At 64.5% G+C, this 20,540-nt stretch carries 13 protein-coding genes and 1 tRNA gene; 3 read left to right on the plus strand and 11 right to left on the minus strand.

The genetic code is table 11. The features are described from left to right. Positions 1-267: 267 nt before the first annotated feature. Positions 268-1,953, minus strand: a complete 1,686-nt coding sequence (gene ettA / locus ACI6S0_RS08525) for an energy-dependent translational throttle protein EttA (RefSeq protein ID WP_004212532.1) — start codon at positions 1,951-1,953, stop codon at positions 268-270. A 102-nt stretch (positions 1,954-2,055) separates the two neighbouring features. Here ettA and ACI6S0_RS08530 point away from each other — a divergent pair, with 102 nt between their 5' ends. The 3 genes from ACI6S0_RS08530 to ACI6S0_RS08540 all read left to right on the plus strand — a co-directional run bounded on the left by ACI6S0_RS08530 (position 2,056) and on the right by ACI6S0_RS08540 (position 4,013). Beyond that, a complete protein-coding gene (locus ACI6S0_RS08530; RefSeq protein WP_434405518.1) occupies positions 2,056-3,429 on the plus strand; it encodes a M20/M25/M40 family metallo-hydrolase in 1,374 nt (457 codons plus the stop codon). Positions 3,430-3,587: 158 nt separating this feature from the next. Then, positions 3,588-3,800, plus strand: coding sequence for a hypothetical protein (locus ACI6S0_RS08535; protein ID WP_004212530.1), 213 nt, complete (start codon positions 3,588-3,590; stop codon positions 3,798-3,800). A 136-nt stretch (positions 3,801-3,936) separates the two neighbouring features. After that, positions 3,937-4,013 (plus strand) — tRNA-Pro (locus ACI6S0_RS08540). Between the two features lie 45 nt (positions 4,014-4,058). On the opposite strand, the gene cobA is transcribed toward ACI6S0_RS08540, so the two are convergent. From cobA to ACI6S0_RS08590, 10 genes are all read right to left on the minus strand, one after another. Further along, positions 4,059-4,853: a uroporphyrinogen-III C-methyltransferase gene (gene cobA / locus ACI6S0_RS08545; protein ID WP_434405519.1), complete on the minus strand. Its 795-nt coding sequence runs from the start codon at positions 4,851-4,853 to the stop codon at positions 4,059-4,061. After that, positions 4,840-7,449 carry a molybdopterin-dependent oxidoreductase gene (locus tag ACI6S0_RS08550; RefSeq protein ID WP_434405520.1) on the minus strand — a complete coding sequence of 870 codons (2,610 nt, stop codon included), beginning with the start codon at positions 7,447-7,449 and terminating at the stop codon, positions 4,840-4,842. Before ACI6S0_RS08550 ends, cobA begins: the two co-directional genes overlap by 14 nt. Next, positions 7,449-7,817, minus strand: a complete 369-nt coding sequence (nirD, locus tag ACI6S0_RS08555; protein WP_434405521.1) for a nitrite reductase small subunit NirD — start codon at positions 7,815-7,817, stop codon at positions 7,449-7,451. The genes ACI6S0_RS08550 and nirD overlap by 1 nt, the downstream gene beginning before the upstream one ends. After that, positions 7,814-10,327, minus strand: coding sequence for a nitrite reductase large subunit NirB (gene nirB / locus ACI6S0_RS08560; protein ID WP_434405522.1), 2,514 nt, complete (start codon positions 10,325-10,327; stop codon positions 7,814-7,816). The genes nirD and nirB overlap by 4 nt, the downstream gene beginning before the upstream one ends. A gap of 211 nt (positions 10,328-10,538) precedes the next feature. Next, entirely contained in the window at positions 10,539-11,744 is a 1,206-nt protein-coding gene (locus ACI6S0_RS08565) for a hypothetical protein (RefSeq protein WP_434405523.1), read from the minus strand. 80 nt (positions 11,745-11,824) lie between these two features. Continuing rightward, positions 11,825-13,069, minus strand: coding sequence for a nitrate/nitrite transporter (locus tag ACI6S0_RS08570; RefSeq protein WP_037518134.1), 1,245 nt, complete (start codon positions 13,067-13,069; stop codon positions 11,825-11,827). A gap of 219 nt (positions 13,070-13,288) precedes the next feature. Next, a complete protein-coding gene (locus tag ACI6S0_RS08575; protein WP_434405524.1) occupies positions 13,289-14,503 on the minus strand; it encodes a CmpA/NrtA family ABC transporter substrate-binding protein in 1,215 nt (404 codons plus the stop codon). Further along, the gene (locus tag ACI6S0_RS08580) at positions 14,500-15,081 is read right to left on the minus strand and encodes an ANTAR domain-containing response regulator (RefSeq protein WP_004212504.1); all 582 of its coding nucleotides are present in this window, start codon (positions 15,079-15,081) and stop codon (positions 14,500-14,502) included. Before ACI6S0_RS08580 ends, ACI6S0_RS08575 begins: the two co-directional genes overlap by 4 nt. A gap of 74 nt (positions 15,082-15,155) precedes the next feature. Continuing rightward, the gene (locus ACI6S0_RS08585; RefSeq protein ID WP_434405525.1) at positions 15,156-18,110 is read right to left on the minus strand and encodes an amidohydrolase family protein; all 2,955 of its coding nucleotides are present in this window, start codon (positions 18,108-18,110) and stop codon (positions 15,156-15,158) included. 13 nt (positions 18,111-18,123) lie between these two features. After that, positions 18,124-20,013, minus strand: a complete 1,890-nt coding sequence (locus tag ACI6S0_RS08590; protein ID WP_434405526.1) for a gamma-glutamyltransferase family protein — start codon at positions 20,011-20,013, stop codon at positions 18,124-18,126. Between the last annotated feature and the right edge of the window lie 527 nt (positions 20,014-20,540).

The following is a 20,540-nucleotide window of genomic DNA, read 5'->3' on the forward strand; positions in this document are numbered from 1 at the left end:
CGCGTTCCACGGACAAAAAAGGGCCAGCCCCGAAAGGCCGGCCTTGATAAGTTTTAGGAGAGGATGCCTGAAAGGCCTCTCCTATGTGCAGCGCAGCGCGTTCTTTCGCAATTGCGAAGGGCGGCACCGGCGTTGCAGATATTGCAACTTCATTACCGCCAGGGCGATGGGACGACAAAACGCCCGGTGTCCCGAGGGGCACCGGGCGTTTCAAATCATTGTTCTGACGCCATTTAGCGAGAGGCCGTTTCCAGCCTCCCGATCAGATCAGCGCGTCAGCTTCTTATAGGCGAGGCGCGTCGGACGATCGGCGGCATCGCCCAGGCGACGGCGCTTGTCTTCCTCATAGGCTTCGAAATTGCCTTCGAACCATTCGACATGGCTGTCGCCTTCGAAGGCGAGGATGTGGGTCGCCAGACGGTCGAGGAAGAAGCGGTCATGGCTGATGACCACGGCGCAACCGGCGAAATTCTCGATCGCCTCTTCCAGTGCGGCCAGCGTTTCGACGTCAAGATCGTTGGTCGGTTCGTCGAGCAGCAGCACGTTGCCGCCGCGCTTCAGCATCTTGGCGATGTGGACGCGGTTGCGCTCACCACCCGACAGCTTGCCGACATTCTTCTGCTGGTCCTGGCCCTTGAAGTTGAAGGCGCCGACATAGGCACGGGTCGACATGTCATGGCCGTTGACCTTGACGTAATCGAGGCCGTCCGAGACTTCTTCCCAGACATTCTTCGACGCGTCGAGATGGTCGCGGCTCTGGTCGACATAGCCCAGGCGCACGGTCGAACCGATGTCGATCTCACCCGAATCGGGGGTTTCCTGGCCGGTGATCAGGCGGAACAGGGTCGACTTGCCCGCACCGTTCGGGCCGATGACGCCGACGATGCCACCGGGCGGCAGCATGAAGGACAGATCCTCGAACAGCAGCTTGTCACCATAGGCCTTGGAAATGCCCTTGGCCTCGATCACCTTGCCACCCAGACGCTCGGGCACCTGGATGACGATCTGCGCCTTGCCGGGCGCACGATTTTCCTGGGATGCGACCAGCTGCTCGAACTTGGCGATACGCGCCTTCGACTTGGTCTGGCGGCCCTTGGGGCCCTGACGGATCCACTCCAGCTCGTCATTGATCGCCTTCTGGCGGCCGGTGGCCTCACGGTCCTCCTGTTCCAGACGCTTGGCCTTCTTCTCCAGATAGGTGGAGTAGTTGCCTTCATAGGGGAAATATTTCCCGCGATCGAGCTCCAGGATCCAGCCGACAACATTGTCGAGGAAGTAGCGGTCGTGGGTGATCATCAGGACCGACCCGGCATATTCCTTGAGATGATTTTCCAGCCAGGTGACGCTTTCGGCGTCGAGATGGTTGGTCGGTTCGTCGAGCAGCAGGATGTCCGGCTTCTGGATCAGCAGGCGGGTGAGCGCGATGCGGCGCTTTTCACCGCCCGACAGGCTTTCCACCGACCAGTCCGACGGCGGGCAGCGCAGCGCTTCCATCGCGATTTCGAGCTGATTGTCGAGCGTCCAGCCATCGGCAGCGTCGATCTGCTCCTGCAGCGTGCCCATTTCCTCCATCAGTGCGTCGAAATCGACGTCTTCCGGCGGATCAGCCATGATCATGCTGATCTCGTTGAAGCGGTCCAGCTTGTCCGCCATCTCGCGGGCGCCGTCCTTGACGTTTTCCAGCACATTCTTGGTCGGATCGAGCTGGGGCTCCTGCGGCAGATAGCCGACGGTGACATTCTCACCCGGCCAGGCTTCGCCGCTGATGTCGGTGTCGATGCCGGCCATGATCTTGATCAGGGTCGACTTGCCAGCGCCGTTCGGGCCGACGATGCCGATCTTGGACCCGCGATAGAATTGCAGATTGATGTTGTTCAACACCGGCTTGGGCGCGCCGGGGAAGGTCTTTGTCATGTTCTTCATGACATAGGCATATTGCGATGAGGCGGACATGGGTTCGCGCAGCTCCAAAGGGTATGGACAGGAAAATTTGCGCCGAATTAGCGAAGGCGGAAGCCATTGGCAAATGGGGTATGTCTGAGTAAGCCTTCAGCCATGCAGAAAATCCGATCGGGCCCGCTCGCCGCCCTGCTCCTTGGCAGCATCTTCACCCCCGCTCTGGTCCAGGCCGCTCCGGCCAGTGACGCGGCGATTCGCGAAGCCGCCCTGAAGGACGATGTCGCCTGGGACATTACCGAGGGGCTGACGACCGAAGTCGGTCCGCGCCCGGCCGCCACGCCGCTCGAAGCGCGCGGGCGCGAATGGGCCGCAACCAAGCTCAAGGCATTGGGCTTCGCCAACGTCCGCATCGAACCCTATAAGATGCCGCTGTGGGAACGCATCCATGACGAGGCGGCGATCATCGCCCCCTTCCCGCAGAAACTGGTCGTCGCGGCGCTGGGCAACAGCGGATCGACCCCGGCCCAGGGCATCGAGGGCGAAATCGCCTATTTCCCGACCATCGCCGACCTTCAGGCCGCGCCGGACAGCGCGGTGAAGGGCAAGATCGTGTTCGTCAGCCATGACATGGTCGCCGCCCAGGACGGGTCGGGCTATGGCTATTATGGCGCCGCCCGTCGCCAGGGCCCCAGCATCGCCGCCAAGAAGGGCGCGATCGCAATCCTGGTGAAGTCGATCGGCACCGATCATCACCGCATCGCCCATACCGGCGTGCAGATGTGGGCCGATGGCGTGACGCCGATCCCGGCCGTCGCCGTCAGCGTGCCCGATGCCGAGCAGATGGCGCGTGTAGTCTCGCGCGGCCAGCCGGTCCGCGTCCATCTGACCGCCGTATCGAAGACCGCCAAGGACCAGCCGTCGGGCAATGTCATCGCGGAAATCCCCGGCAGCGATCCCAAGGCTGGCGTCATCGTCGCCGCCTGTCACCTCGACAGCTGGGACCAGGGCACCGGCGCGATTGACGACGCTTCGGGCTGCGGTATCGTCGCTGCCGCCGCGTTGCAGGTCGCCAAGGCCGGCACGCCGCGCCGCACGATCCGCATATTGTTCGCCGGTGCCGAGGAAGTGGGCGGCAATGGTGGCCGCGCTTATTATGCCGCCCATGGCAAGGAGCCGCACGCGCTGGTGCTGGAATCGGACTTTGGCGCCGACAAGGTGTGGAAGGTCGACTTCACCCTGCCCGCCGGCCATGAAGCGCTTTCGACCCGGATCGCACAAGGGCTGGCGCCGCTGGGCATCGTGCCGAGCCGTGACAAGGCGCATGGCGGATCGGACATCGAACCACTGGTGGAAGCAGGCATTCCGGTGATCGACCTGCAGCAGGATGGCACGCGCTATTTCGACATTCACCACACGCCTGACGACACGCTGGACAAGATCGATCCGGCGCAGTTGCGCCAGAATGTCGCAGCCTGGGCGGTCACGCTCAACATTGCTGCGAATGCGACAGAAACATTGGGCATTAACTGAACTTTTATAGTAGAGAACGCCCCGTCGCGTGATTCTGCCGCTTCACCGACGTCAGAAAAGCATTGATTTGTGCAGCGCACACGTTAATGCGGGTCGCTCGCGTAGGGTCACATTTGTAACGTGCCAGACGCGGCATAATGCTATGGGAGCCGTACACAATGAAGAAGATCGCTGTTGTTTTCGCTTCGGCCAGCCTGATGGCCCTCGCCGCTTGCGGTGAGAAGCCGGCCAACGAAACCGCGAACGCTTCGAACGCCGTCGTCGAGAACGTTGTCGAAAACGCCGCCAACGCTGCTGACAACGCCGCCAACGCCGCCAACGAAGCTGCTAACGCCGCTAACGTTGCTGAGAACGTTGCGAACGCGCACTAATCTCTGCCACGGCGAGATTTCGAAGGGCGGGCCTATATGGTCCGCCCTTTTTGTTTGTCCCGCGCAGTATATGTGATCCGACATGATTTTCGGGCATTGACGCCGGCGGCGATCGACCGCTAAGGCGCGCGTGCATCGGGGAGTAGCGCAGTCTGGTAGCGCGCCTGCTTTGGGAGCAGGATGTCGCAGGTTCGAATCCTGTCTCCCCGACCACTTTCCAATATTATCAGTTAGATATACGGCGTCGCTGTTACTGCTTCAGCGCGATGCCATCGATCGGCGGACATCGTCCGTTGCGCCAGCCATGGCTATGTCGGCCTGAGCCACCGCCTCGCCGATCAGGATCAGGGTCGGACGATCATCGGCAAAAGCCTGCGTCACCAGCGGCAGGAGATCAAGGCGCGTGCGCAACTGCTGTTCCTGCGGCAGCGACGCATCGCAGGTAATGAGCGCCGGGGTCGCGCCCGGCAAGCCCGCAGCGATCAGCGCGCGACTGAGTTCCGGAGCGGCCTCGCGCCCCATATAGACGGCCAGGGTACAGGCCGGATCGGCCAGGGCATCCCAATCCAGATCCAGCGCCTGACCCCGGCGGCTATGCGCCGTCACGAACTGGACCCGGCGCGCAATCCCGCGCAGCGACAGGGAAATACCCGCCGACGCTGCGACGGCGCTGGCCGCCGTGATGCCGGGGCAGATCCGAACGCGAACGCCGACCGCGCGCAGCGCCGTCATTTCCTCGGTCGAACGGGCGAACATCGCCGGGTCGCCGCCCTTCAGCCGGACCACCCGCTTGCCCGCCAGCGCCGCCTCCACCAGCATTTCGTCGATCGTCTGCTGGTCCTTCGAATGGCGGCCCGACCGCTTGCCGACGCTGACCCGTTCGGCTTGATCGGGAATAAGGTCCAATATGCCCTGCCCCACCAGCGCGTCGTAGAAGATGATGTCCGCCGCGCGGATCAGCCTTTCGGCCTTGCGCGTCAGCAGGTCGGGATCGCCCGGCCCGGCACCGACCAGCCAGACGTCGCCCGGCGCGATGAGGTCATTGGGCTGCATGCAATGTCTCCTGAGATGTCTGGGCCAGGATATTGGCGATGGCGGGGCGGCAGGAGCCGCAATTGGTGCCGGCGCCCAGCGCCTTGCCGATGGCAGGCACGTCGACCAGCTTCTGGTCGCGGATCGCCGCGACGATCTGGTTGAGGCCGATATCGAAACAGACGCAGATGGTGGCGCCCTTGTCCGGCTGGCTGCCCGGCCCGCGTGCCGCCAGAACGGTTGCGCCGACATCGTCAACCGCCAACTGGCCGATCAGCCAGTCGCGCGAGGGCAACAGGCCGGTGCGGGTGACGAACAGCACACCCGCCAGCCGGCCATCCTGGATGATCGCGACCCGTCGGCTGCCGCGCACCTGGTCGATCGCCTCGACCCGCTCGCCCCTGGGCAGGCAGGCTTCCAGCCGGGCGGCATCGCCATTGCCGGCCAGTTCATAGAGTGCGCCGCCCGGCACCGAGACCCGCGTTGCCCAGAGGCAGGGCAGTTTCACTGGCTCCTGCCCGCGCAGGATCAGAAATCCCTGCCATTGGGTCGAGACCTTCTCGACCGCGGCCGGAGTCGACTTGAAGCCGGGCTGGCCAGAATGCGGATCGACCAGCGGACGCGGCAACAGGCCGGTACGCCCGCCGCTCGATATCTGGTCGGTCCAATGGATCGGCGTGAAGATTTCGCCCGGCCGCTGGCCGTCGCTGATGCTGACGCGGAAGATGCTGTTGCCCTGCGCGGTCGACACCCGCGCCAGATCGCGATCGGCCAGGCCCAGCGCATCGGCATCCTGCGGGTGGATTTCGACCAGAGGCTCCTCGCGATGGCGCGCCAGCTTGGGCGCCAGCCCCGTGCGGGTCATCGTGTGCCATTGATCGCGATAGCGGCCGGTGTTGAGCGTCAGCGGCCAGTCGCGCAGCGGCCCCTGCAAATCCATCTGCTTCGTGAGCACCAGCCTCGCCTTGCCGTCCGGGGTTGGAAAATGTCCGTCGGCAAAGGGCGCCCCGCCCCAACGGAAACTGTCCATCGCGTCATAGGCGTCGTTGCCGATCGCCGCCTGCGCCCGCAGGTTGAGCAGCCGCTGCCCCGCATTCTGATAAGCGGTCAGACGCGCATGTTCGCGCCAGATGTCAGCCGGCCGATCATAGGCGAAGGCGTTTTTCCAGCCCATGCGGCGGGCGACCTGGGTGATGATCCACCAGTCGGGCCGGGCCTCGCCGGGCAATGCCATGAACGGGCGCTGGCGGCTGATGGTGCGGTCCGAATTGGTGACCGTGCCGTCCTTTTCGCCCCAGCCGGCGGCCGGCAGGCGGACATGGGCATGGGCGCTGCTGTCGGTGTCGGCGATGATGTCCGACACGACGAGGAAGGGGATCGCCTCCAGCCCGTCGCGCACCCGGCCGGCATCGGGCAACGAGACGGCGGGATTGGTCGCCATGATCCAGAGGGCCTTGATCCGCCCCTCATTGATCGCGCGAAACAGGTCGACGGCCTTCAGTCCCGGCTTGGTCGCCATCTGGGGCGCGGCCCAGAAGCGGCCGACGCGGGCGACATTTTCCGGCGCGAAGTCCATATGCGCGGCGAGCGTCGAGGCGAGGCCACCGACTTCACGCCCGCCCATGGCATTGGGCTGGCCGGTGATGGAAAAGGGCGCCGCGCCCGGCTTGCCAATGCGGCCGGTGGCGAGGTGGACATTGATGATCGCATTGACCTGATCGGTGCCGCGGATCGACTGGTTGATGCCCTGGCTGAACAGGGTGACGGTGCGCGGGGTCGCGGCGAACAGCTCGAAAAAGGCCTTCAGCAGCGCCGGGTCGAGGTCGCAGGTCTGGGCCGTCGTCCACAGGTCATGGCCGGTGCGGACATGATCCCAGAATCCGTCGGGCGCGTTCACATGATCGGCCAGATAGGCCGGATCGGTCACGCCCTGCGCATCGCACCAGGCGAGCAGCCCGGTCATCAGCGCGACGTCGCTGCCAGGCCGGATCGGCAGATGAAGGTCCGCGCCCTCGCAGGTTTCGGTGCGGCGCGGGTCGATCACGACCAGCTTCGTGCCGCGCGCGGCGCGGACGGCCTGGATGCGCTGATAGACGATCGGGTGACACCAGGCGGTGTTGGAGCCGACGAGGATGATGAGGTCGGCCTGCTCCAGATCATCATAGCTGGCCGGCACGACATCCTCGCCAAAGGCGCGGTTGTGGCCGGCGACCGCGCTCGACATGCACAGGCGGCTGTTGGTGTCGATGTTCGCCGAGCCGATGAAGCCCTTCATCAGCTTGTTGGCGACATAATAATCCTCGGTCAGCAACTGGCCCGAGACATAGAAGGCCACGCTGTCCGGGCCATGACGCTCGATCGTCTCGCGAAATTTCTTCGCGACCAGATCCAGCGCCTTGTCCCAACTGGCGCGGCGCTTGCCGATCATCGGGTGCAGCAGCCGGCCGGTCAGGCCCACCGTCTCGCCCAGATGGGTGCCCTTGGAACAGAGGCGCCCGCCGTTGGCCGGATGCGCCTCGTCCCCCTTGATGATCACCGAGCGCGGCCCGGTCGGCGTGGCGGCGATGCCGCAGCCGACGCCGCAATAGGCGCAGGTGGTGCGGATCGCCTGCGCCATCAGGCCGCCTTTGCCGCGGCAGGCACGGGAATGACCGCCTCGCGCAGCAGGAAGATGCGGCCCGCCTCGACCTTGAGCGGAATGATGGGGACGCAGCCTTCATCGCTGCCCAGTGCCTTGCCGGTCTTGAGCGAGATGTTCCAATTGTGCAGCGGGCAGGCAACGACCGATCCATGGACGATGCCCTGGCTCAGCGGTCCCTGCTTGTGCGGGCACTTGTTGACCAGCGCGTAGAACTGGTTGTCCTGCGTGTGGAAGATGGCGATTTCCTCGCCGCCTCGCACCGGCAGGGTGCGGGCGTTGCCCGGCGAGATCTGATCGACGGGGCCGATATCCAGCCAGGTGCCGACTTGGGTGTTCGGGATCATGCGAGCGTCTCCATGGGGCGGACTTCGGCCAGATGCTGGTGCAGTTCGGCGTCCTCGCCGGCGACGCGACGCGCCCAGGGATCATCCTGCATGAACTGCTGCGAGAAGAGGAAACGGGCGCGCAGCGCTTCGCGGCCGACGTCATCCGCGACGATGCGGCTCTTCACATAATCGACGCCGACGCGCTCGATCCAGGGCGCGGTGCGCTCCAGATAGCGGGCTTCCTCGCGATAGAGCTGGATGAAGGCGGCGCAATAATCCATCGCCTCCTGTTCGGTCGCGACCTTGCAGAGCAGGTCGGTGGCGCGGACATGGATGCCGCCATTGCCGCCGACATGCAGTTCATAACCACTGTCGACACAGACCACGCCGAAATCCTTGATCGTCGCCTCCGCGCAATTGCGGGGGCAACCCGATGCCGCGATCTTGAACTTGTGGGGCATCCATGACCCCCAGGTCATATGTTCCAGCTTGACGCCCAGACCGGTCGAGTCCTGCGTGCCGAAGCGGCACCATTCCGACCCGACGCAGGTCTTCACCGTGCGCAGCGACTTGCCATAGGCATGGCCCGACACCATGCCCGCGGCATTGAGATCGGCCCAGACGGCGGGCAGGTCTTCCTTCCTGATGCCGAAAATATCCAGCCGCTGGCCGCCGGTCACCTTGACCATCGGCGCATTATATTTTTCGACCACGTCGGCGATCGCGCGCAGTTCCCTGGGGTTGGTGAGCCCGCCCCACATGCGCGGTACGACCGAATAGGTGCCGTCCTTCTGGATATTGGCGTGCATGCGTTCGTTGACGAACCGGCTGCGCTGGTCGTCCTGATAGTCGCCCGGCAGCGCGCAGAGCAGATAATAGTTGAGCGCGGGGCGGCAGGAGGAGCAGCCTTCCGGCGTCGACCAGTTCAATTTCTGCATGACTTCGGGGATCGAGCGCATGTCCTGCGCCACGATTTCGCGACGGACATCGTCATGGGTGAAGCTGGTGCATTTGCACATCGTCTTCGGCCCCGACTGGACATCCTCGCCCAGCGTCAGCGCGAGCAGGGTTTCGACCAGGCCGGTGCAACTGCCGCAGCTGGCCGACGCCTTGCAGGTGGCGCGGACCGCATCCAGGCTGTGCGCGCCCTTGGCGATGCACGAGACGACCTGGCCCTTGGCTACGCCGTTGCAGCCGCAAATCTCGGCATCGTCCGAGAGCGCCGCAACGGCCGCCTTAGGGTCCAGCGCGCCCCCTCCCGAGGCGAAGGCCTGGCCGAAGATCAGCATGTCGCGCATGTCGGCGACATTCTCCTCGCGCTTGAGGAGGTCGAAATACCAGCCGCCATCGACGGTATCGCCATAGAGGACCGCGCCGATCAGCTTGTCGTCCTTGACGATGACCCGCTTGTAGACGCCGCGCGAGGCGTCGCGCAGGACGATATCCTCACACCCCTCGCCGCCGGAAAAGTCCCCGGCGGAAAAGACGTCCAGCCCCGCGACCTTGAGCTTGGTCGAGGTGACCGAGCCCTGGTAGCCACTATGCTGGTCGGTCAGGCCATCGGCGAGACTCCGGCACATGTCCCACAGCGGCGCGACCAGGCCGTAGACATTGCCGTCATGTTCGACGCATTCGCCGACCGCCAGCACATCGGGATCGCTAGTAACCATATGATCGTCGACCTGGATGCCGCGATTGACGGCCAGGCCGGCGTCGCGCGCCAGCGCGGTCGCGGGGCGGATGCCGACCGCCATCACCACCAGGCTGGCGGGAATTTCGCGACCGTCCTTCAGGCGCACGCCCTCAACCTTGCCGTCGCCATAAATGGCTTCGGTATTGGCGCCGGTCAGAATGGTCTGGCCGCGGCCTTCGAGCGCGGTCTTGAGCAGCCAGCCGGCGGCCTCGTCCAGTTGCCGCTCCATCAGCGTGTCCATCAGGTGGATGACGGTCACCTTCATGCCGCGCAGGGTCAGGCCATGGGCGGCTTCGAGGCCGAGCAGGCCGCCGCCGATCACCACCGCGCTGCCGCCATCGGCAGCGGCGGCGAGCATGGTATCGACATCCTTCATGTCGCGGAAGCTGATGACGCCGGGCAGATCCTTGCCGGGCACCGGGATGATGAACGGATCGGAGCCGGTCGCGATCAGCAGCTTGTCATAGCCGATGGTGCGGCCCGACTGGCTGGAAACGGTCTTCGTGGCGCGGTCGATGGCCTTTACCGGATCGCCGGCAATCAGTTCGATGCCATTGTCGGCATACCAGGCGGCGTCGTTGATGACGATCTGCTCGAACGTCTTTTCGCCCGCCAGCACCGGCGAAAGCATGATGCGGTTATAGTTCACATAGGGTTCGGCGCCGAAGATGGTGATGCGATAGCGCCCCGCATCGCGGGCCAGCAATTCCTCGACCGCGCGGCAACCGGCCATGCCGTTGCCGATGACGACCAGGTGCTCGCGTGCTTGCCCCAAGGGCGGCAGGACATTGTCCTCATCCTGCGTGACCGGGTCGATCCCGTCCTGAAAGTCCATCCCCGTTACTCCAGAAAAGAAAAAAGCCGCCATCCAGACCCTCGGAGGTTGAAACCCGAGAGTCTGGATGGCGGCTTTGCCATCATCTAGTGCCTTGCCGATCCTACCCTGAACCGTCGCAGCGATGTGAAGCGGGACATCCTTGTCCCTTGCAGTGCAGCATATGGGGAATCGCCCGAACGCTCAAGCGATTCCTCTCATGGCTTTTCAATCAGATGCTCCAGTCGGCCTGAAGCCATAATTTGTCGGTATCGGTCGCCATCGCCCGCGCATCATAATGGGCGTAGCGCACCGACAGGGCGGTCCTGCGCAGCTTCGCAGATGCGATCAGATCCCACTCATTACCATAATGCTGGTCGAGCCGGTCGCTCTCGAACCGGTGCCAGGTGGCGGCCAGTGCGACGCCCGACAGCGGCCCTACCTGCTTCCAGCCATAGCCGGTGCCAACATAGAGGTCGCGCATGCCGTTGGCGGGCGTGGTCAGGAACTTATCGGCCCAGCCCTGGAACTTGAAATTGGTGCCGAGCGGCGTCTGGAAGCTGGTGAGCGCAGCGCCATGGCTCGCGCCCAGCACCTCATAGCCGGCATTGAGCTTCCAGCCATGTAGGTCGAGCGTGGCGTCGGCCAGCCAGTAATCGGCGGCATAATCATTGGGATTGCGGTGATAGTCCGACTGACGGGCATAGCTGAGCTGATAGGCGAGCTTCGCAAATTTGGAGAGCGGCTGGCTCCCCACCAGACGCACGCCATAGGTCTGGCTCGACAGGCGATAGCCCTGCACCGCCGCCTCGTCCTGATCGACCAGATAGGCAAAGCCGCTGAGCGTGCCCAGCGGCGTGGCATAGGAAAGATTGGCGAGGATATTGTTGCCGCTGACCGCCTGCTGGCGCGCGCCCTTGCCCTGCAAGCCCCAGATGGTGCGTACGCTCCAGGCATAGGAGACATCCAGTTTCAGCCCCTTGGCCGGGGTCAGTTCGGCGCGCACCGCGTCAAAGGTCTGGCCATTGTCGCGAAAGGCGACATTGCCGACGAAGCGCTCATCATCCAGCACGATCTTCTGCCGTCCCCCGGTCAGGATCAGCGCCTTGGTCCGATATTGCAACTGAGCGATATAGAGGGCGACATTCTGCGGATCGGCCACCAGCGGCTTGGTCGCGGCCTTGTCGAAGCCGTCGAAATAGCGGTCGATCACCGCCAATGTCCCCTGCCCCACCAATGTCGCCGACAGCGCGCCGCTGCTGGCCGTCAGGCCGGCGCGAGCGCGGACGGTGAGCGCGTCCGCCTGCTGCGCCAGGCCATCCTGATCGACATGTTCGTAGCGCAGCCGCGCCTCAGCGACGGGTTTCAGGTCGATCTGCTGGGCACAAGCAGGCCCGGCGACGGCCAGCGCGGCCGTCGTTGCGAGAAGATATTTCATGGATGATCGTCCCCCCTCGGACGGAAAGAGCGTGGCTCGGGGCGGCAGTCCTCAAAGAGGCCGCCGCCCTCCTCTCCAACTCAGATACGGGCGCCGCTGGTCCAGTTGGCGCGCCACTTCGCCTTGACCAGCGCCACGCCCAGCAGGGCCAGCACGGCAAGACCGGCGAAGATCAGGAAGCCGGGTGCGAAGCTGCCGGTCAGTTGCTTGGCCAGCCCGAGCGAACTGGCGAGGTAGAAGCCGCCAATGCCGCCGGCCATACCGACTAGGCCGGTCATCACGCCGATTTCCGCCTGGAAACGCTGCGGCACCAATTGGAAGACCGAGCCATTGCCGGTGCCCAGCGCCAGCATGGCCAGGACGAACAGGGCCAGCGCACTGGCCAGTGTCGTCGCCTGCGACACCCCGGCGAGCGCCAGCGCCGCGACGACATAGACGATCATCAACGCCTTCACGCCGCCGATCCGATCCGCCAGCGCGCCGCCCATCGGCCGCACCAGCGACCCGGCGAAGACGCAGGCTGCGGTGCAATAGCCCGCGATGATCGGGGTCAGTCCGAACTGGTCGGTGAAATAGATGGGCAGCGATGCCGCCAGTCCGACGAAGCCACCGAAGGTGACGGCATAGAAGGCCATCAGCCACCAGGCATCGGCGGTCTTGAGCGGCTCGAAATAATCGACCAGCCGCTTGGCCGGCGGCGCGTTGGGCGCATCCTTGGCCATGATCATATAGGCGACGAAGACGATCGACAGCGGGATGCAGGCAAGACCGAGCACCGCATTCCAGCCAAATGCCTTGGCCAGCATCGGCGCGAACAGCGAGGCCAGCACCGTGCCCGAATTGCCCATGCCGGCAAGGCCCATCGCCTTGCCCTGATGCTCGGGTGGATACCAGCGGCTGGCGAGCGGCAGCGCGATCGCGAAGCTGGCGCCGGCAAAGCCCAGGATCACGCCCAGAGCCAGCGTGCCGCCGAAGCTGTTGACGCCCATCAGCCAGGCCAGGAACAGGCCGGCGATGACGATGATCTGGCTGATCGCGCCCGACCGCTTCGGGCCGATGCGATCGACCAGCAGGCCGTTGACGACGCGAAGCAGCGCGCCGGCGAGCGTCGGTGTCGCCACCATCAGCCCCTTTTCCGCGGGCGTCAGCGCCAGCGTCTTGGCGATCATCGGCGCCAGCGGCCCCAGCAAGACCCAGACCATGAAGGCGAGATCGAAATAGAGAAAGGCGGCAATCAGGGTCGGCGCGTGGCCGGCCTTCCAGAAGCTTGTCGTGGCGGTGGCCGATGCGGCCTCCCCTTCGCGGTCCCAATAAGCAGTAGCCATGATGCGTCCCCCAACCAATGGAATTGGAAACGAAAAAAGCCGCAGGCCGGACGCGCGCACTCATGGCGTGGTCCGGTCAGCGGCTTTGCTGCGAAAAATGGATGGAATGGCGATCCCACCCTTGGGACGGCGCATTCGTCTGGACGCGCCTCGTCGCGCGGTCCTTTATCTTATCCCGTAGAATGCATTATGTTGCAAGGCACAAATTCGCCCTTCATATCAACGGAGCGGCGCAGAATCCCGCAGGAAATCCTCGATCCGTTCGGGGTCGAAGATTCGCCCGTCGAAAAAGCGATCCGGGCCAAGCGTCAGGTCGCCGCGATGGGCACCGACCGGCATCGGGGTCGTGACCGCCCCTTCCAGCTTCATGCTCGCGCCCGGCATCGGCAGGCCGCTATCGGCCAGCGCCCGGCGGAAGATGTCCGGTCGGAAGACGGCGGCGGCGCGCGCCGCAGTTTCGGCATCATGGGCCACCATGCCCCAGCGGACCAGCTGCGAATAGATCCACAGCGCCTGGCTGCGCCAGGGGAAGGCGGTGGCTTCGCGCGCGAACAGCATGAAGTCGGGATTGGCGATTGGCACGTCGCCGAGGCGCGCCACGATCCGCCCCGACAGCGCGCGCAGGATCAACTCGGCCGGTTGATCGACATAGCGGGGGTCGGACAGGAGATCGGCAAGCGCCTCATGATGCGCCGGATCGTCGCACCAGGCGGCCGACCGGGCGAGCGCGCGCAGTAAGCGATCGACCGTTTCCGGGTTCGCCTCCAGCCAGTCCTGACGAAAGGCCAGAACCTTTTCCACGCCGCGCTGCCAGATGCGTTCGCCGATCGCGACGGTTTCAGCCAGCCCGGCTTCGATCGCCGCGCTGCCCCAAGGTTCGCCGGCGATGAAGCCGTCAATTTCACCCGCCCGCATCGCCTCGACCGTCAGCGAGGGCGGCAGCACGCGCAGCACGACATCCCTATCGGGATCGATGCCCGCGCTCGCCAGCCAATAGCGCAACATGATCGCATGGCTGGAAAAGCGGTGGACCACGCCGATCACCGGCTTGCGCCGCCACAGCCCGATCGCGGCCGCAAAATCATGGGCAGTGCCCAGCGGATCAGCGAGCCGCCGGGCGATGTCCGGCTCCAGTGCCCTGGCGAAGTCGGGTGCCATCACCAGCATATTGCCGTTGACGTTGAGCTTGTAGGGCGCGGCCAGTGCGGCGGGCTGCTGGCTGAGGCCCAGCGTGACTGCCACGGCCAGCGGCGCCAGCATCTGCGCGCCCTGCACCTGGCCATAAACCAGCCGGTCGCGCAGCGTCGCCCAGCTGGTGGTGCGCACCAGATCGAGCGCGATCCCCTCTTCCTCGGCAAAACCCCGTTCGCGCGCGACCGCCAGCACGGCCACGTCCGTCAGCGGCAGAAAGGCTATCCGCAGCAATTCGCTCATATGCCCCCTCCCAGCAGGTCGCTGGCGGTAATCAGCGCCTGCGCCACATCCACGATCTTCTTGCCCTGGTTCATCGCGCTCGACCGCAGCAGCGCATAGGCATCCTGCTCGGACAGGCTGCGCTGATTCATCAGGATCGATTTCGCCCGGTCGATGATCTTGCGGTCGGCCAGCGCGGTGCGCGCCTCGTCCAGTTCGGACTGCATGCGGGCAAAGGCATTGAAACGTCGCACCGCCAATTCCAGCACCGGCTTCACCCGCTCCTTGCGCAGGCCGTCGACGACATAGGCCGACACGCCGGCATCGATCGCCGCGCCGATCATCGCATCGTCGGACTGATCGACGAACATCGCGATCGGCCGGGCAAGCGCGCGGCTCACCGTCAGCATCTCCTCCAGCGTGTCGCGGCTGGGACTGCCCAGATCCATCAGCACCACATCGGGCGCCATCCGCTCCAGCCGGGCAACGAAGGCACCGCGGGGCGGGACGATATGAATATCGTCATAGCCCGCCTCACGCAGGCCTTCTTCCAGGACCGTCGCTCTCAATCCGCTGTCGTCGATGATGACAATTCGCATGGCGCCCCTTTGGATACGCCCATAGCAGCAGTCCGACGGCTCAGGTCAATCGAAAGCGAACGGCAATCGCCGGATCATTTCCGCATGCCGCCGGCGACGATGTCGTCCACGTCATGGATGACGCCGTTCATCATCACCTTTTTCACCTTGAAGGTGTTGGCGATGTCGGCGCGCGGATCGCCGTCGACCAGCACGATGTCGGCCAGCTTCCCGGCCTCCAGCGTGCCCGCATCCAGGTTCAGATCCTTCGCTGAATTGACGGTCGCGGTCTGAAGCGCCTGGAACGGCGTCAGGCCGGCGTCGACATAGGAGGAAATCTCCGCATGGAGATTGTTGGCGATCATCGTGTCGGTGCCCGCCGTCACCAGCGTGCCGGCGTCATACATTTTCTTCAGGCTTTTATATTGCCCCTCCAGCAACGGGCGCAGCATGCTGGCCATCGGATCGGCTTCGGTGATCGTTTCCCGTGCCCAGACCGGATAGAGATTGAGGCGCGGGTCGTCCTTGTAGCCGGGATGCTTGGCCAGATAGGGCGTCATCGCGCCGAAATGGGTGGGCGTCAGGGTCCGGCCGCTGCGGCCGAAAAGCTGGATCACATCTTCATAGGCCATGCCCTGTGGCCCCTGCTTGGGCGAATAGCCGCGCCGGCTGGTCGCGCCCATATGCTCGGTGCCATCCACGCCGGAAAAGGCCGCCGGGAAGATTTCGTGGCCGCTGACCGGTATGCCCATTTCATGGGCAGCGCGCACGATCTGCCGCTGGAACAGGTCGGGCATGCGCACATAGCTTTTGATCATGTCATAATGGAGCGCGCGCATGCGGGTAAATTCCCGCTCCAGATGGGCCGGGCTGGAGACCGCCACGCCCATCTTGTAATAGACGCGCTGCCATTCGAGCAGCGGCCCGGCGACATAGAGGCGCGGCGACAGGCGCGCGCCCGATTCCGCCGCCTCGCGATCCTCCACCGCATCATAGATTTGCGTGCCCGGATCGCGCACCGTGGTGATGCCATAGGCAAGCCAGGCCCGTTCCAGATTGGAGCCGAAATCCTTCTGGGCGTGGGAGTGATGTTCGATCAGGCCGGGAATGGCTGTGAGACCGGTGCCATCGACGAAATGCTCCGCCTGATGCAGCGCTGGATCATGGTCGCGGATTTCGGCGATGCGATGGCCGTCGACGATGATGTCCTTGTCATGCTGGGTCACGTCATGAACGGAGTCGACCAGATTGCTGACATGGATGACGGTGCGCCCGGTCGGGTTGGCGATGCGATAGGTCAGGTCCAGCGGGATGTCGGTGATCGCACCGGTTTCGGTGTCGAGCGACTTCAGCTTGTCGGCCGACTGGAACAGGATCGTCTTGTTGTCGCCGGCCCAGCTCGGGAAATAGGAGATGTCGGAGGTGTAGGAACGCGGCGGTCCCAGCGGCTTGCCGTCGGCGGCCACCGGCCAGATCTTCAGCAGCCCCTCATAGATGGCGGCCATCTTCGTTCCGTCGGGCGACCAGGCGGGGCCACCACCAGCGCGGGTGTCCATCGACATATTGGGTTCGGGCAGATGCCAGAAGGCTTTGCCCACGCCATCGGTCGGCACCATGTAGACCTGGTTGGTGCCCTCGCGGAAGCTGTTGGAATATTTGTAGGATAGCGGGATGGCGACATATTTGCCGTCGGGCGACCAGCTGGGGCTGCCGGGCTGGCCCAGCGATCCCTGAAGGCGGGTGATCTTGCCGGTCGCGACATCGACCACGCACAGGCCGGCAACGCCCCAGCGGCCGTCGACATCGATATAGGCGATCCGCGTGCCATCATGCGACCAGGCGGCACCTAGCGGCTGGGTGTCGATGTCGGTCAGCCGGCGATCCTCGCCGGTCTTCATGTCGCGGATCCACAGCTGCGGCAGGCCACCGCCCTTGTCGGAGGTGTAGACCAGACTCTGGCCATCGGGCGACCAGGCCGGATCGGTGTCGAGCGCGCCATCCTTGGTCAGATTCTCCGGCACCCCGCCCTTGGACGACATGACATAGAGATCGCCGAGCGCGGCAAAGGCGATGCGGCTGCCGTCGGGCGACAGGGTCGGGTGGACGATGCCCAGCGCCTTGCGCGGCGCGGTCGAATCCCAGTCGCGCTTGGCGCGGGCGTAGCTGGGCTTCACCACCTCCAGCGTGGCAGCGAAGTTGACGGTCGACAGGCTGGTGCCCTTGCGGCTGCGGATCTTGCCGTCGGACACATAATAGTAACCGCCCTTCCCCCAGGACACACGGAAGGGGAAGACATTCTCGGCGCCGCTGACGGCCTTGCCATCGATTTCCAGACGGCTGCCCTGGGCGTCCTGCACCACATAGGCAAGCTCGCCGCCGGGGCCGAAGGACGGTGCGTCGATCTTGCCCTGCACCTGCTTCAACAGGCTTTCCTGCCCATCGGCAAGGGCCGTGACATAGAGGGCGGTCTTGGCGCCATCCGTCCCGGAATAGGCGATGCGCGCGCCGTCGGGCGACCAGCTGGGCATGCGATCCTCGCGCCCGTTGCTGCTGACCTGCTTCATCGCGCCGCTGGCGATGTCCAGCGTCCAGATGTCGTAATTGCCGCTGCGGTCAGATGAAAAGGCGATCGTCCGGCCGTCGGGCGACCAGGCCGGCTCGCGATCATCATAAGCGCCCTCGGTCAGCTTGCGCATGTCGCTGCCGTCCGGCTTGATCGTCCAGAGATCATAATTGCCGTCGCGATAGGAAAAATAGGCGAGGCGCGAACCGTCGGGCGACCAGACCGGCTGGCGGGCATCGTTGAAATAGTCGGTGATCCGCTTCGCCTTGCCGCCGCTGATCGGGATGATCCAGAGGCTCCCCTGAAGGTCGACCGCCAGCCATTTGCCGTCGGGCGATACCGACACCGCCATGGAGGTGCCTTCATGCACATCGAAGGCGATTGGGGTCTCGCCGCCAGGCGGGGGCAGATTGGCGGGCTGGGCATAGGCCTGGACGGCGCCGGCCGACAACAGGGCCAGCGACAGAAGCTTGAAGGCAGATTTCATCGGATCGATCCCCTTACCAACCAAATATATAGCGTTCGCGGCGCACATCCGCGCCGCCGCGCAGCGTGCCGCTGCCCGGCACCACGCCGGCCGCGACGATGCCGGTCGACACCGCGAACGGCCCCAGCACGTCCAGCTTGTGACCGCGCGCGGTCAGATCGTCACGCACCGCCTCTGGCACGCGATCCTCGATTTCCAGCACACCCGGCTCATCCTTCTTGATGCCGAAGGAGCCGTGGAAATGATTGGAGTTGATGCGCGGTGCCTCGATCGCGGCCTGGAGCGGCTGGTTGAAGGCCAGCACCCGCAGCAGCACATTCATGATCTGCTGATCCTGATTGTCGCCGCCCGGCGTCCCGATCGCCAGATAGGGCTGGCCATCCTTGAGCACCATCGATGGCGACAGGGTGGTGCGCGGCCGCTTGCCCGGCACCAGGACATTGGGGCTTTCCGGATCAAGGTCGAACACGGTCAGGCGGTTGCTCATCGGCACGCCGGTATCGCCCGCAATATAGGCGCCGCCCAGCATCCAGCCGGAACTGGGCGTGCAGGAAAAGAGGTTGCCGTCCTTGTCCACCACTTCGATCGCCGTCGTGTCAGCGGTCGGCTTGGCCGGGGCTTTGAGCATATGCGGCGTGAATTGCGGCGTGGTCCGCGCCTTGCCCTCGAACGCCCAGGGATTGCCGAAGCGATGCTCCAGCGAGGCACGCGGGCCGATCTGCCTGGCCCGCTGCGCCGCATAGTCCTTCGACAACAGCCCCTTCATTGGCACCGTCGCGAAATCGGGATCGCCAAAATACATGTTGCGATCGTCGAAGGCGAGCTTGATTGCCTCGGCAACGGTGTGGAGATAGGGCGCGGAGCCCGGCTCCATCGTCGCGATCCCGGCCGCCTCGGCAATATTGAGCGCCATCAGCATGGCCGGACCCTGGCTCCAGAACCCCGCCTTGCAGACCTGATAGCCAAAGACGCTGGTCATCGCCGGCGCCTCGACCTTGCCCTTGTACTTGGCCAGATCCTCGTAACGCATCAGGCCGCCGTCCCGCTCCATCGCGGCGCCGATCCGGCGGGCGATGTCGCCCTTGTAGAAGGCATCACGCCCAGCCTGGATCGCCGCCTTGCGATCGCCGCTCTTCTTGAACGCGGCGGCATCGGCGTCGGCAATGATCCGCATCGTGCGGGCGAGATTGGGCTGGCGGAAAATCTCCCCGGTCCTGGGCAATTGGCCACCGGGATAATAGGCGTCGTAGGCGTCCTTATATTTGGACGTCGCCTTCTGCTGGCTGACGAACACTTCGGCCAGGAAATTATACATGACGAAACCGTCGGCCAGCTCGATCGCCGGCTGCATCACGTCATGCAGCCCCATCGTGCCGTTGAGCTGGAGCGCGAGCGCCATTGCATCGACCATCGCCGGCACGGTGCCGCCATTGGGGCCATTGCCCGGAATGACGCCGGCGTCGGCGAACTTGTCGGGCGTGGCCAGCCCCGGCGCGACGCCCTGGCCGCTGATCAGCGACACCTTCTTCGTCTTGCCGTCATAGATGATGGTCGGCGCTTCGCCGCCAAAGCCGAAATGCGAAATCTCGGTCACGGCCGCGGCAAAGACCGCCGCCACACCGGCGTCGGTCGCATTACCACCGGCCAGCAGGATGCGCGTACCCGCCGCCACCGCATAATGGCGCCCGGCCGCGACGATGCCGAACTGGCCGACGATCTCTGGCCGCAGCGTTTCGCCTGCGCTAACCAATCTGGTTGGCTCGATCGCCGCCTTGCCGGGCTTTGCCGGCGCATTGCCCGCCTGGGCGGAGGCTGGCCCGGCACCCGCGACCAAGGCCGCACCGGCCATGGCCGACGCCGCGAACTCCCGCCGGGTCACCCCCTGCTTTGCGTTATCGCTCATCGATGGAATCCCCTGTTTTCGGCCTGTCCGGCATCACCCGAGGGAAGGCGTTTGCCGGCCGATACGCGCAACAACGAGCCAACCCGATTTTTCCGCTATATGCCGGTAAATCCGATTTTATTTCAAAAATATTTCGAAACATATGGTGGAAATTTCACGCCCATCAGTTCTAGCGCAATGAACGCGCACAATGGTGGGTGTTGTGCCCGGAAAAAGCCTTGCCGTCGTGAGGGCGACAGCAGCAACGATTTCCCACGCAAGGGATGATGCCGGAACTCCAGTTTTTCGGGAGGGCCTGCAAATGCACTATCTGAACGGTCATCAATAAGCATGGGTCGCTGCACGCATCGTGCGGCGCCGACATTTGCCGACCTCCCCAAACTCTGAACCGGAAAGGCACCTTTGCCTAACGGCGCGAAGCTCAAGGCTTCATCACAGGGGAACAATAATGACGAGAGAAAGAGGAAAGACGCTTTTCGCCTTAACCACCGCCCTAACCAGTGCCAGTCTCTGGGCATTGACGGCCG

Origin of the sequence: Sphingobium sp. DN12 (assembly GCF_051058005.1) — a bacterium.
In the GTDB taxonomy this organism is placed as follows: Bacteria; Pseudomonadota; Alphaproteobacteria; order Sphingomonadales; family Sphingomonadaceae; genus Sphingobium; species Sphingobium yanoikuyae.

Excerpts from the sequence above, each read along its gene's own strand:
- ACI6S0_RS08590 (WP_434405526.1), bottom strand. The coding sequence starts at position 20,013 with ATGAGCGATAACGCAAAGCAGGGGGTGACCCGGCGGGAGTTCGCGGCG.
- ACI6S0_RS08550 (WP_434405520.1), bottom strand. The coding sequence starts at position 7,449 with ATGGCGCAGGCGATCCGCACCACCTGCGCCTATTGCGGCGTCGGCTGC.
- ettA (WP_004212532.1), bottom strand. The coding sequence starts at position 1,953 with ATGTCCGCCTCATCGCAATATGCCTATGTCATGAAGAACATGACAAAG.
- ACI6S0_RS08535 (WP_004212530.1), top strand. The coding sequence starts at position 3,588 with ATGAAGAAGATCGCTGTTGTTTTCGCTTCGGCCAGCCTGATGGCCCTC.
- cobA (WP_434405519.1), bottom strand. The coding sequence starts at position 4,853 with ATGCAGCCCAATGACCTCATCGCGCCGGGCGACGTCTGGCTGGTCGGT.
- nirB (WP_434405522.1), bottom strand. The coding sequence starts at position 10,327 with ATGGACTTTCAGGACGGGATCGACCCGGTCACGCAGGATGAGGACAAT.
- ACI6S0_RS08530 (WP_434405518.1), top strand. The coding sequence starts at position 2,056 with ATGCAGAAAATCCGATCGGGCCCGCTCGCCGCCCTGCTCCTTGGCAGC.
- ACI6S0_RS08570 (WP_037518134.1), bottom strand. The coding sequence starts at position 13,069 with ATGGCTACTGCTTATTGGGACCGCGAAGGGGAGGCCGCATCGGCCACC.
- nirD (WP_434405521.1), bottom strand. The coding sequence starts at position 7,817 with ATGATCCCGAACACCCAAGTCGGCACCTGGCTGGATATCGGCCCCGTC.
- ACI6S0_RS08565 (WP_434405523.1), bottom strand. The coding sequence starts at position 11,744 with ATGAAATATCTTCTCGCAACGACGGCCGCGCTGGCCGTCGCCGGGCCT.
- ACI6S0_RS08580 (WP_004212504.1), bottom strand. The coding sequence starts at position 15,081 with ATGCGAATTGTCATCATCGACGACAGCGGATTGAGAGCGACGGTCCTG.
- ACI6S0_RS08585 (WP_434405525.1), bottom strand. The coding sequence starts at position 18,110 with ATGAAATCTGCCTTCAAGCTTCTGTCGCTGGCCCTGTTGTCGGCCGGC.
- ACI6S0_RS08575 (WP_434405524.1), bottom strand. The coding sequence starts at position 14,503 with ATGAGCGAATTGCTGCGGATAGCCTTTCTGCCGCTGACGGACGTGGCC.